Annotated in this window: 7 protein-coding genes and 2 pseudogenes; 7 read left to right on the top strand and 2 right to left on the bottom strand. The window is 42.9% G+C overall.

Going from position 1 to position 13636, the window contains the following annotated elements; all coding sequences use genetic code 11:
• On the bottom strand, positions 1-231 hold a 231-nt coding region (locus F6K64_RS28015), incomplete at its 3' end, for a hypothetical protein (RefSeq protein ID WP_287264016.1).
• A 538-nt stretch (positions 232-769) separates the two neighbouring features.
• Here F6K64_RS28015 and F6K64_RS28020 point away from each other — a divergent pair.
• The 4 genes and pseudogenes from F6K64_RS28020 to F6K64_RS28035 all read left to right on the top strand — a co-directional run bounded on the left by F6K64_RS28020 (position 770) and on the right by F6K64_RS28035 (position 5070).
• A complete protein-coding gene (locus F6K64_RS28020; protein WP_008189162.1) occupies positions 770-985 on the top strand; it encodes a hypothetical protein in 216 nt (71 codons plus the stop codon).
• Positions 986-1581: 596 nt separating this feature from the next.
• Positions 1582-3033: pseudogene (locus F6K64_RS28025) on the top strand (tetratricopeptide repeat protein); the annotation flags it as partial.
• A gap of 42 nt (positions 3034-3075) precedes the next feature.
• Positions 3076-3360: a tetratricopeptide repeat protein gene (locus F6K64_RS28030; protein ID WP_008189158.1), complete on the top strand. Its 285-nt coding sequence runs from the start codon at positions 3076-3078 to the stop codon at positions 3358-3360.
• Positions 3361-3435: 75 nt separating this feature from the next.
• On the top strand, positions 3436-5070 hold the full coding sequence (locus F6K64_RS28035) for a CHAT domain-containing protein (protein WP_008189155.1): 1635 nt from the start codon (positions 3436-3438) through the stop codon (positions 5068-5070).
• Here the strand turns inward: F6K64_RS28035 and F6K64_RS28040 are convergent.
• Complete coding sequence (locus F6K64_RS28040; RefSeq protein ID WP_008189153.1) at positions 5067-5471, bottom strand: hypothetical protein; 405 nt, start codon at positions 5469-5471, stop codon at positions 5067-5069. The genes F6K64_RS28035 and F6K64_RS28040 overlap by 4 nt on opposite strands.
• A 2043-nt stretch (positions 5472-7514) precedes the next feature.
• On the opposite strand from F6K64_RS28040, the gene F6K64_RS28045 reads away from it, so the two are divergent.
• From F6K64_RS28045 to F6K64_RS39130, 3 genes and pseudogenes are all read left to right on the top strand, one after another.
• Positions 7515-10010 carry a cellulose biosynthesis cyclic di-GMP-binding regulatory protein BcsB gene (locus F6K64_RS28045; protein WP_081431853.1) on the top strand — a complete coding sequence of 832 codons (2496 nt, stop codon included), beginning with the start codon at positions 7515-7517 and terminating at the stop codon, positions 10008-10010.
• 201 nt (positions 10011-10211) lie between these two features.
• Positions 10212-12752, top strand: coding sequence for a UDP-forming cellulose synthase catalytic subunit (bcsA, locus tag F6K64_RS28050; protein WP_008189146.1), 2541 nt, complete (start codon positions 10212-10214; stop codon positions 12750-12752).
• Between the two features lie 27 nt (positions 12753-12779).
• Positions 12780-13405: pseudogene (locus F6K64_RS39130) on the top strand (Uma2 family endonuclease).
• Positions 13406-13636 lie beyond the last annotated feature (231 nt).

Below are 13636 nucleotides of genomic sequence, written 5' to 3' on the forward strand. Positions count from 1 at the left end.
CTGGAGCAAGCCAAAAGGCAAGCCGAGAGGTTGAGAGAATCTAGGAGCCGTGTGAGATGAAAGTCTCACGCACGGCTTTGAAGGAGAGGTGCTCCGGATAATACCGGACATCGACTCTAATAAGCTTCCCGAGTAACCGTTCGCGCAGCGGAGGCGAAAGCCGATACCGTTGGGTGGTGTTGGGAAGAAGCCTACACTGAACCTGTAAAGGTCAGTGTGGGAGTATGTCACCTTTCTGTCTTTTGTTGTTGTAAAAGATAGGAAGCTTATTTTTTTTCGTTGCTAATTATGGGTATGATTTTGCCCCCCTAGCCCCCCAATTTTTTGGGTAAAAAAACTCTCTGTGTTGGGTCTCCCGCCCCCTAGCCCCCCAATTTTGGGGGGAACAAAACTTTCTGTGTTGGGTCCCCCAAAGTTGGGGGATTTAGGGGGCTTGACCAAAACCAAACGATCGCGCATTCATACTTCAATTGCTGCAACGCCGATTTTTATGATTACCAAAAATAACTCCAATTAATTAACCATTCAGTATTAGGCTGAATGCTGAATGATTAGTGCTTACATTATAAACAAAAGCTGATGATAATAACACCAGAAATTCATCAGCTTTCTTTTAATATTATTCCCTCTTACTTATTCCCACAATTACCACACTTTCCACACTCTCCTATTACCCATATTTCGTAATAAAAAAAATTCCTAAATCCCTTGACTATTAGTTAATTTATTTATATATTAATACTATAACCACTTAAGAGAAAAGATTCTGATGACTGAAAACATTCCCCCCACCCCGGACAACCAAGGTCGCAAACCTAATCAATTCAAGCTCTTGTTGATCGGAACTCCTCAACAGGTTCACGATACGATTAATGCGCTGTATTCCGTTAAATACGCATATCCCTACGAGTGGAGCACTCCCGAGCCCACCGAAAAGCCTGGTGAGGTGATGACCACTTTGGTGCGATATTTTTACCTAGACTAGGATAGGAATTTGCCAGGGCTTTTACGCCCTGGCCACCATCAAGATTGAAGGTTGTTTTCTGAAGCGGGATGAAGTAGAATGGAATAGGATAAGTCAGAGGTTGGAATGTGGTTGCTTTCGAGCAATTGCTGACTAACTCTGGTGGAATGTTTTTAGTCATCAGAATTGATTTCATTGAGTTGACCTATTGTGTACTCGTTTTTGTGTACACAATAGAATTCGGTCAAGACTTGGGTTTAACCAGAACTTGACCGAATTTTTTTTATTGTTATTTATAGGAAAGGGAGTAGGGAGTAGGGAGTAAATCTTGCGTAGGGTGTGTTAGGGACGGGCTCGCTCTGACCCCCTCGTATCCAATGTTAGGACTCGTGTAAAAATAACCTGAACAGTTTTTTTTTGGAAGCTAGATATCACACTTTTTTCAGAGAAAATTTGTACAACTTATTTTTAAATAAAGCCTGAGGTTGATGCCCGTAACGCACCACCTTATATTCATTCCTTGATTCAGCAACGCCGGTGATATCGATCACAGTTCCATGGTGATATTTTAACTTTGCAGACACGCTCTAGCTATGTAAGTTTAAAATAAATGGCACTTCCAGATCGATTGGGGAAAGGCTCAAAATAATCTGGGCGCAGCCTAAAGTTACAGAATTCGTGGGGACAGGGAATTGAATCTCGAAAAAGCGATTGCAGCATACCAACAAGCTTTGTCAGTTCGCACCAAAAAAGACTTCCCGATCGATTGGGCAATGACTCAAAACAACCTGGGCGCAGCCTACAGTGAAAGAATCCGTGGTGATAAAGCAGAGAATCTCGAACTTGCCATTAAAGCATACGAACGAGCATTGGAAGTTCACACCAAAAAAGACTTCCCCGAAGAGTGGGCAAGGACTCAAAACAACCTGAGCCTTGTCTACAGAAACAGAATCCGTGGTGATAAAGCAGAGAATCTCGAACTTGCCATTAAAGCATACGAACGAGCATTGGAAGTTCACACCAAAAAAGACTTCCCCGAAGAGTGGGCAAGGACTCAAAACAACCTGAGCCTTGTCTACAGAAACAGAATCCGTGGTGATAAAGCAGAGAATCTCGAACTTGCCATTAAAGCATACGAACTAGCATTGAAAGTTCACACCAAAAAAGACTTCCCCGAAGAGTGGGCAAGGACTCAAAACAACCTGAGCCTTGTCTACAGAAACAGAATCCGTGGTGATAAAGCAGAGAATCTCGAACTTGCCATTAAAGCATACGAACTAGCATTGAAAGTTCACACCAAAAAAGACTTCCCCGAAGAGTGGGCAAGGACTCAAAACAACCTGGGCATTGCTTACAGAAACAGAATCAGTGGTGATAAAGCAGAGAATCTCGAAAAAGCGATTGCAGCATACGAACTAGCATTGAAAGTTCACACCAAACAAAAGTTCCCCGAAGAGTGGGCAACGATTCAAAACAATCTAGGCCTTGCTTACAGAAACAGAATCCGCCACAACAGGGAATCGAATCTAGAACTTGCTATTGAAGCATACAAACGAGCTTTGTGGGTTTACACCAAACAAGACTTTCCCCAAAATTGGGCAATGACTCAAAATAACCTGGGCAGTGCGTACCGTGAAAGAATCCGCCACAACAGGGAATCGAATCTAGAACTTGCTATTGAAGCATACAAACGAGCTTTGTGGGTTTACACCAAACAAGACTTTCCCCAAAATTGGGCAATGACTCAAAATAACCTGGGCAGTGCGTACCGTGAAAGAATCCGTGGTGATAAAGCAGAGAATCTCGAAAAAGCGATTGAAGCATACGAACTAGCTTTGTCCGTTTACACCAAAGAAGACTTCCCTATTGAGTGGGCAATGAATCAAAAGAACCTGGGCAATGCGTACCGTGACAGAATCCGTGGTGATAAAGCAGAGAATCTCGAAAAAGCGATTGAAGCATACGAACTAGCTTTGTCCGTTTACACCAAAAAAGACTTCCCCGAAGAGTGGGCAACGATTCAAAACAATCTCGGCGCAGCCTACAGTTAAAGAATTCGTGGTGATAAGTAAGAGAATCTCGAAAATGCTATTACAGCATACCAACTAGCATTGTCAGTTTACACCCCGCAAGCCGATCCGATTAACTGTCTCATAACTTCCCGCAACTTAGGTCACCTCCACTTCAACCAACGTAACTGGCAACCCGCCATCGATGCCTACCAACAAGCAATCACAGCAGTAGAAATCAGTCGCAGTGAGGCAATCAATGATCCAAATCGTCAACAGATGTTGGCACAGGCAATAACAGTTTATCAGGGTGCATCTCATCTTTGTAAAAAAGAAGGGAAGTGCCGGAAGTGTCGGAAGCGTGGGGATTTTAGGGAGGGTGGGTAGTGTAGGCAGTTTGGGAATTTTATTATAATTTTTGTTTAATTGCAAAAGTGAGATGCACCCGTTTATCAAACACTAGTGCAAGCCTATATCAATATAGAACAGTTGGATAAAGCCATCGAAACAGTCGAACGCAGCAAAGCCCGGGACCTAGTGCAACTGCTCACCAACCGCGACCTTTATCCTAAAGGCAACGTTCCCCAAGGGATAATCACCGAGTTAGATCAACTGCGTCGAAACATTCCATCATTGGAAAAACAGTTACAAGTAGTTTTTGAAAAACTATCTGGAAATAGCGATAACACACAACTAAAGCAACGACCATCTATAGAGGAATCACGGAAACGACTACAGCAAGAATTACAGAAGTCGCTACAGCAGCTAGATCAGGTGCTTAAAGAAATCAATGATAACTATGACTCCAGTTTCAGTCTAACTCAAACCGTAGAAACTATTCCGTTTAGGGATATTCAGAGCCTGATTGATCAAGGCACCGCTATTATTGAGTGGTATGTTACCAGGGATAATATTCTTACCTTTATTGTCACCAGTCACAGTCAGCAGCCCATAGTTGTGTCATCCTCTCCTGAAAAGCTGAAAACTTTGGAAGACTGGGATAAAGACTATACCAATGCCTACCGCAACCAAAAAAATCAATGGATAACTAATCTATCCACTCGTCTCGTGGACCTCGCTACAATATTAGATATTGATAACATCATTTCCAAGATTGATGGAATATTTGAGAAAGTTGGGGGTAAATGCGATCGCTTAATTATAGTGCCCCATCGTTTCCTGCATCTGTTTCCCCTCCACGCTTTAGCTTTATCAAAAGGTAATTTACTTATCGACCGCTTTGAAAGAGGGGTAAGTTATGCTCCTAGTAGCCAGTTACTGAAACTAACAAAAGAACAACAGCGCCCCCACTTCAATAACTTATTTGCCATCCAAAACCCCACTAGACCTGAAGCAAAACCATTGCCTGGCTCGAAACTAGAAGTTGATAAAATCCGACAATACTTTGACCCCAACCACAGTATTGTTCTTGCTGAAGCAGACGCAACCGAAGCCAAGCTAAATCAAAATATCAAGCAACTCCGCTCTGCTCACTGTGTCCACTTTTCCTGTCATGGCACGTTCAAATCTCAATCTCCCCTAGAATCAGCCCTACTTTTAGCAGATGCAGACCTAACCTTGTATAAAATCTTTAAACTTGATCTCAGTCAATGTCTTATTGTCATTCTTTCTGCCTGTGAAACTGCGATGACCCTTTCCAGTAACCAAGAATCAAGTAACAAAGACGAAGATACTGGATTACCTAGTGGTTTAGATGAATATATTGGTTTGCCTAGCGGTTTTCTCTATGCAGGTAGCCCTAGCGTTGTCAGCACCCTCTGGAAAGTCGATCCTCTTGCCACTGCTTTGTTAGTGATCAAATTATACAAAAACCTCAAACGACTGCCAACGTTAGAAGATGGGGATGTTTCAACTGCCTTAGTTAACGCCCAATTCTGGTTACGAACACTGAACAGTAAAACCTTGGCAAGAATCCAAAAAAGTCAAAAATTTAAGGGTTTGATGGCTCAAATATTTGAAAACAATAAGCGCGATCGTCGCAAATTCAATGACTTACTATATGCTGCCATTAAGCGCCAACCCTATCCTTTTGCTAACCCCTATTATTGGGCAGCTTCCGTAGCTACAGGCACTTAGGGGTTAGGATTGTAAGATTGGCAGAATTTTTCGATGCCTTCTTGCTCAATATAGATAGCAATTGGAGTAGCCATTAGTCCGGCTACTAGAGGTTTAAATTCCAGTGATCCCGCCAAGAACTCAGCTATTACTCCTATAAGTGCAGGCAAGTAGTTTTCTCTAAATTTTTTATATTTTGGCTGACAGATATGACCATGACACTGCCTAAGGATCTGAGTAAACCAACGCAAGTCACCCTTATCTTCTACTCCTTCAATGCCATTGCGAGTGGCTAGGGATTCAGCAGCATCAGCTAAATCACCATCCCACTCTTCGATTACCTCAAGAGCTTCTAGTGCTTGTGGATTATTTGCCAGTTCGGAACGTAACTTGGAAATCTGTTCTGATGTAAGTGTAGTCATCAAGTTATTTCGCTAAACTTGCTGAATTTGACAACAACTTTCAGTTTACAACAGTTTTTATAGAAAATAGCGCTTTATATGGCGTTGCTTAATAATGGAATGATTTTAAGCACACCTGTGGAATGGGGATCTTGGTAGAACTGGCATCTTGCCAGTTTCAATCTATTTTCGCGCGGGCATCTTGCCAGTTTCAATCTATTTTCGTGGGGGCAGAATGCCCACTCTATAATGGAATGATTTTAAGCGCACCTGTGGAATAGGTATCTTGGTAGAACTGGCATCTTGCCAGTTTCATGCTTATTTTCGTGCGGGCAGGATGCCCACTCTATAATGGAATGATTTTAAGCGCACCTGTGGAATGGGGATCAGGCGTGGCACTGGCATCAAGCCAGTTTCAATCTATTTTCGTGCGGGCAGGATGCCCAATATTTTCGTGCGGGCAGGATGCCCACTCTACTCCTATTCATTCAGAGACTGACGCAACGGCCTTTATATTAAATTTATAGCAATCTGTGTCGAAATTTTGATAATTTTTCTTCCCTACTCCCTACTCCCTACTCCCTACTCCCTTTGCTATATAAGGTACCTTAAATTTTGTTAAACCTACTCGACACGGCCTGCTTTCTTGAAACTCTCTCAGGGCATCCGTGAAATGAATTGTACCAACAGGGGGGCGCTAAACAACAGAGCGATATCAATAACGGTGATAGTAGCGAAGCGAATCTGTTGACTACTCATAATTACTTATTTCCTCATTTATCAAGGTAGCTTAAATTTTCTTAACCCTAATCGACACTGCCTGGTTTCTTGAAACTCTCTCAGGGCATCCGTGAAATGAATTGTACCAACAGGGGGGCGCTAAACAACAGAGCGATATCAATAACGGTGATAGTAGCGAAGCGAATCTGTTGACTACTCATAATTACCTATTTCCTGATTTATCAACGTACATTAAATTTTGTTAAACCTACTCGACACGGCCTGCTTTCTTGAAACTCTCTCAGGGCATCCGTGAAATAAATTGTACTAACAGGGGGGCGCTAAACAACAGAGCGATATCAATAACGGTGATAGTAGCGAAGCGAATCTGTTGACTACTCATAATTACCTATTTCCTGATTTATCAACGTACATTAAATTTTGTTAAACCTACTCGACACGGCCTGCTTTCTTGAAACACTCTCAGGGCATCCGTGAAATGAATTGTACTAACAGGGGGGCGCTAAACAACAGAGCGATATCAATAACGGTGATAGTAGCGAAGCGAATTTGTTGACTACTCATAATTACCTATTTCCTCCAGCAGTTATCTAAAACTTCTTTAAAGTTGATGTGAATATACTACAGTCCACAATAATTTCACTGCACCGACTTAGCTCACCCACCTTAGTGATTTTCCAGACCGATTGGTGTGATCTGGATCACAATAGCAAAGGGAACAGGGAGTAGGTCAGCATTCAGCAGTCAGCGGTCAGCGGTCAGCTTGTTGATAGCTGATAGCAGCTAAAGTAGCGTTGCTGATTCTGGGTATGATTCCGCGCCCCATACCCAGAATCAGCAACGCCATTTTCTGAGGGTGACCATAGACCAAATCCTGTGGCTGATACGCGACACGCTGATAGCTGAATGCTTACGAGGCAACAGGCAACAGGCAAGAGCTATATAGAGATTTTTGGGAATGGAAAAAACTGTAATCGCTGTTTACAATTCATTTAAAAACCCTATACCAATCCAGGGATTTTCCTTAATGCATATAAAATTAAATTTGTCAAGTAACTTTACTGAACTTTTGTTCTAGGGGCAATGTCCTAGAAGCCTGTGGTAAATTTAACTCAAAGACTGCGGAAGCTTGCCGATCGAAAAGGTTGGCATAGGGAGGATTCCGTTCCCCAGATTCTGGTCACTCAAGGGTGTATCTGATTTTTATTCAACCGCTGGTAATCCAACTAGCTTGCTCCGGATTAGGTAGCGCTAGCCTTGTATCAATAGCTAAACATCCCATGCGGCAATTTAATTTTTAATCAGAGTTAAAACGTTCTGCTGATGACACCCTTTTTTCGCAAGGCTTTTGCCCATCTACCCAAAAAAAATCCTAGGTCACACCGATCAGATGGTCACTCTAGCGCTAATCAAGCCTCTACTTCGAGGAGGTTCGATGCAAAAGCAGATCATCCTCGGCCTTCGTTCCAAAGATATTCTTTAGTCCTACTATTATTCCTCAGCTGTAGTATTTCCATTGGGTTAAGCACAAGGTTAGTGTCTGCCCAAAGTGATGGCAGTACCACTGATAGTAACAAAACCCTAAGGGAGAGTACCATCGAGGAACTCAAGGAAAAATCTCAACCCACCTTTGCTCTACCTTCCCCACCAACTAAAGCTCCTGAGATCGATGCTCCTCCTGCTGGTAAGTACATCCTAGAATTCAATCGCAGCCCAGTAGTAGGCTCTCGTTTTAGTTTAAGAGGCATCTATGACGAAGCACGGCTAGGGTTTACTCGTCCCCGAGATTGGCAACTCAAATCTGTCAAAGCCTTGATTCGCTTTCGCCATTCTCCAGCGCTCTATGCCACTCGCTCTAATCTTACCGTTCTAATTAATGGTGTTAGCGTTGGCAGTATTCCTCTCAAGCGCCAGAAAGGGGAAATTGGGAATGTGCTATTTAATATTCCGATAGACCAACTCCGTAACTACAACCAAATCACAATTGCGGCGCTACAGAATAACTCTCCTACCTGTACTCAAGACCCCTATGATCCTTCCCTATGGACAGAAATTCTACCCGATTCTAAAATAGTCTTTGATTTTGAACCCCAACCGGTTTCTCTAGACTTCAATCGCTATCCTTACCCGATCTTTGATGACCTCAGTCTAGAACCAAATCAAATTACTTATCTGTTGCCCAAGGAGATTGATGATAATTGGTTAACTAGCACTGCTCGTTTCCAAGCTTCCTTAGGTAGGCTAGCGGATTATCGTCGCCTGAAGACTTCCTTGGTGAAATCTGTTAAAGAGGTCAGTGGAACGGGGATTAATCGATTTTCTGGTAATCGATTGGTGATCATCGGCACACCAGAACAACAGCCAGAACTCAAATCCCTGAAACTACCCCTTCCTGTAGGAAACAATAAGATTCTCGATGCTAAGGAAAAAGCCTTACCCCCCGATGTCGGGGTCTTAATGTTAACCACCACTCCTGGCAATGAAGGCGCAGTATTGGTAGCAACCGGTAATGGGCCAGAAGGAGTGGCGAAAGCAGTACAGTTTTTAGTGCAATCGGAAGACCGTCAAATTGGTACCAGTCAAGCGATCTTAGTTGAAAAGCTGGAGGAAGTGCCAACCCCTGCATCCCGTGATTGGCCAGACTATTTACCTGTAGAACCCACATTCAAGCTCAGCGACCTCAAAACTCCCTACAATCAGCCGATTGAGGATATAACAGTCAGGGGTTCTGATTCCCCACCCATTACTATTGACTTCCGGGCATTGCCCGATGATAAGTTTGAGGGGGATAACTATATGAACCTAATTTATAGCTACGGCCCCCAAATTAATCCCAAAACCTCAGTAGTGGAAGTCAAGCTAGATGGCATTGCCCTAATCGGCAAAAAGCTAACGTCCATCGATGGTGGAACTAGAGAGTCCCTGAGGGTTGCCCTGCCTAGTGACAACATTACCCCCTATTCTAAAATCCAGGTGGATTTTCGTCTTGATGCTCGGGAACGGCGCTCCTGTAGCAAAGTAACTGACCAACAGCTTTGGGGTACGTTGCACAGTGATACAAATTTTGAACTCCAGCGCACCAGTGTTGCCAAAGTCCCAGATTTGGGGTTGCTGAAAACGGGTTTTCCCTTTGCTGCTCCTCAGGATTTATCCAATACCGTTATTGTGCTACCAAAAGACCCCTCAATCAGTGTACTGATGACATTACTACAGTTCACTAACAGACTGGGACGGTTAAGCAAAGCGGAATCAATCCAGCTATCAGTTTATACTAAAGATTCTTTACCCACTGAGGAACGCAGTGACCATCATTTGGTAGGAATTGGCCCTCAAGATAAATTTCCGTTTCCTGAAATTTTCTCTTCTGGTGGTTTTGAATTAAAAGATTTTTTGACAAGGCAGCGGAGTGATAGTCAAATTCAAACCTGGTCTGATCATGATGGGGTGATCAAAGAAATTATATCGCCATGGAATAAAGAACGGGTGCTGCTTGCTCTAAGTGCTCAAACTGATAAAGGCTTAGAAAAAGTCCAAGACTTATTAAATCAAGACCCACTATTCTCTCAAATCAAGGGAGACACGGTACTGATTAGTGCTAACTCGGAAAATCCCAATATTTATCAACAAAATTCTTATAATATGGAGTTTTTCAAGCCAAAGCGCCAGCGTCAAATGGAAAAACCTGAGTTGACTCAGCAAATTTTTAACTTCATAATAAGAAGTTGGTTGTTGTTAGCTCCAGCTATTGTAGCTGCAACCTTGCTTAGTTACGGTGTTATTCAGTTTTATCTCCAAAAAATGGCTAGGGATAGAAATTAATGACGGTTTTTTAAGTCAAAATGCCAAATTAAAAATTCAAAATGACTAAATTTATAATTTGGAATTGTTTCCAATTACTACAAGAAAATGAATTAGTTAATGGGGTATTTTTGAATTTTGAATTGATAATTTTGAATTGGAGCGAAGCGATTGACTATTCCATTTTTAAAGATTAGGTCAAAACCGGGTCACAGAGGCTTGGTGACCACACCCCAACAGCGACAGCGACTAACAGTCTGGGTAGTGGAAGACTTACCCTATATATTTGACCAGATTTTACAGTGGCTAAGTCGCCGTCAATTGCTGTTGCTAATTGGATCTTTACTATTGCTATTCATTCCTCTAATTACTGCTCGCCCACCAATTTGGCAACAAGGGTTGCTTGCTGTAATTTTGTTCCTGATGGGACGGGTGATTATTCAGATGGAGGAAGATAAACCGAATCGTAAAACCAGTGAATATCTCCACTTATTGTTAGTTTTACTTAGCGCTTTCACTACCCTACGCTATTTTTATTACCGCACTCGATATACGCTGAATTTTGAAGGGTGGCTGAATATAGTTTTTTGCTTGCTGTTGTATGGAGCAGAATTTTATGCGATCGCTACCTTATTTTTGGCGTACTTTCAAACCTTAAAAATCAAAGAACGTAAAGCAGTTAGTTTAGAAAATATTCCCCAAGAGGAGTGGTTTAGGGTTGATATTTACATTCCTACCTATAACGAAGATCTCGAAATTGTCCGCAAAACCACCTTAGCGGCTGTAGCCATTGACTATCCGACTGATAAAAAATCAGTTTATGTCCTTGATGATGGCAGAAAGTATCCAGAGCGTAGGGAAAAGTTGCGCCAAATGTGTGAGGATCTAGGCTCCGAACTCCTGACTCGGGATAATAATCATCATGCTAAAGCTGGCAATATCAACACAGCTTTTCATAAAACCAAAGGGGATTTAGTGCTTATTCTTGATTGTGACCACATTCCCGCTAAAAACTTGTTGAAGGAAACTGTTGGCTTCTTTTTTAACCCTAAGGTTTCCTTTGTCCAAACACCCCACTGGTTCTATAACCCAGACCCCTTTGAGCGTAATCTGCTCACAGAAGGCAGAATACCTGTGGGTAATGAACTGTTTTATAAGGTGCTGCAAAAGGGCAATGATTTCTGGAATGCGGCGTTCTTTTGTGGGTCTGCGGCGGTGATTCGCAAAACCCACGTCATGGAAATCGGAGGTATTGCCACCGAAACAGTTACCGAAGACTGCCATACTGCCTTCCGTCTGCACTCAAAGGGTTACGAGTCGGTCTACTACGACAAGATTATGGTGGCAGGTTTAGCGCCAGAAAAATTTTCGGCCTATATCGGTCAACAGGTACGTTGGGCTAGGGGAATGGCTCAGATTCTGCGCCTGGAAAATCCCTTGTTCAACCGGAAGGTGAGGTTGAGCCTGCCCCAACGGTTGTGCTACATGAGTGCCACAGCCCACTTTTTCTTCGGCTTCCCGCGATTGATGTATGCGATCGCACCCACTCTATTCTTATTATTTGGCATCAATTCGGTTAAGGGTCTCGGTTTTGAAACCTTGTGCTATGCTCTGCCTCACGTTATTTTATCGATGCAGACCAACCACATTCCCTACAAGCACGTCCGTTTCTCCTTCTGGAACGAGATTTTTGAATTTGCCCTGTCATTCCAGGCGGGAATGGTTACCCTCTTAGCTCTGATTAATCCTAAGTTAGGGTCTTTCAATGTTACCGATAAAGGGATGAATGTTACCAAGCGCAGCTTTGATTTTGATTCGGTCAAGTACCTAGTGTTAGTGGCTGCACTGGCTACTGCTGCCTTGTTTACTGTACCTCTGTGGCTATGGTTAAGACCGGAGGATAGCCAAGCGGTGATTGTTAATGTTTTTTGGTCTATCTTTAACCTAATCCTTCTGATGGCTGCTTGTCTAGTTGCTTTCGAGCAACCCCAACTCCGTCGTGCTCACCGGATGCCAAGGAAGTTAACGGCTGTGATTCATACTCCACAGCAGAGTTGGAGAGGTGAAACCGTTAATGTTAGTGAAAGTGGTGCCCAAATTCTGCTGAATACCCGACCCAACATCCCTGATCAAATTAGAGTGGAACTCGAAGGAGACTACGGACACAAGTGCTTGGTCCGAGGGCGGGTGATGCGAGAAGTTGCTATGGGTGACCAGGTGAGGCTATTTGTTGATTTTATTAATCTCACCGGTACTCAGCAAGATGATCTGGTCTTAGTTATTTATTCTGATGTCAATGAGTGGTATTCCCAGAGACGATCTGAAACAGACCATCCTCTGGAATCCCTTAAGTTTATTGCTACGAGTATCAGACGAGTCTTCCGTGAATTCCGACCAGCTAAAGAGACCAAGGTACGTCAAAAGGTTCAAGCACCGGTGCAATTATATTGGGATTACTGGAAAAACTATTCCGTTAGCGCGACAATCACGGAAATTGGCACTCATGATTTACGGTTGGAATTAGATGGCCACCAGATTAGCAATCTCGATATCATGCAGAAGACTAAACCCCTGATCAGTTTACTGGTAACTCAGGAATCTAATCACTTACAAGATTTGAGTTTTTTGGCTAAGGTGGAAACTATAGAGCAATTAGTTGATAGCGGATCTGTTAATTCAATTGCGATCGAGTTAAGTTTTCCAGAATCAATAGAAGAGCAGCAACAGCTCAAAATTCGACAGCTTCTGAATAGCTTGGATTGATAGCAAAGAGAATAGGAAATAGGGAATATGAACCCCTTAACTCTTGACCTGCGACCACTCCTGAGGTTAACCCACCGGGAATTTGAGCAAATTGCAGCAGCTAACCGCGATCTGCGGTTGGAACTGACTGCTGATGGAGAACTGATTGTTATGCCCCCAACAGGAGGAAATACCGGTAGGCGTAATGCCGATCTAACGTACCAACTCCAAGCTTGGAGTCGTCAGACCCAACTTGAGGTGCGACCCGTGGCGAATTTAATTCGCCAAGTAAGAGCGCACCTAGGGAAGTTTTCGACTCCTCTACTGTGTTTCAACTCCCCAATGGAGCAGGACGTTCTCCTGATGCAGCTTGGGTTAGCTCAGACCGATGGAACAGCCTTACTCTTGAGGAACAAGAAACCTTTCCACCTCTATGTCCTGACTTTGTGATTGAATTGCGCTCCAAAACTGATTCTCTGACATCTCTACAGAACAAGATGCTGGAATATATGGATAATGGCTGTCGCCTCGGTTGGTTGATTAACTATCAAAATCAACAGGTTGAGATTTACCGTTCTGGTCAAGCAAAAGAAATTCTACAATCTCCCCAGATTCTTTCTGGGGAGGAGGTATTACCCGATTTCCGATTGGATTTGCAGTTGATTTGGATTTGATATCTCTCCTCTTTGAAAAAAGGGGATTCTAAACCGAATACCGACACTAGATATAGCGCATAATAATTCATGCGATCGCTTATCAATTATCCTTTAGGAAGTAGGGAGGGTTGCGTCAATTTAATTTACATCATAAGTATGAGAAGCGCTATAGTTTATTTTTTTAGACTTTCAAATGCAAAATTATGGTAAAATTTTTATGTTGATTGGTCTGATTAAGATAACTAGACC

The sequence above is a fragment of the Moorena sp. SIO3A2 genome (assembly GCF_010672265.1).
Lineage (GTDB): Bacteria > Cyanobacteriota > Cyanobacteriia > Cyanobacteriales > Coleofasciculaceae > Moorena > Moorena producens.

Coding starts and splice junctions, on each gene's coding strand:
- F6K64_RS28020 (WP_008189162.1), top strand. CDS start 770: ATGACTGAAAACATTCCCCCCACCCCGGACAACCAAGGTCGCAAACCT.
- F6K64_RS28040 (WP_008189153.1), bottom strand. CDS start 5,471: ATGACTACACTTACATCAGAACAGATTTCCAAGTTACGTTCCGAACTG.
- F6K64_RS28045 (WP_081431853.1), top strand. CDS start 7,515: ATGACACCCTTTTTTCGCAAGGCTTTTGCCCATCTACCCAAAAAAAAT.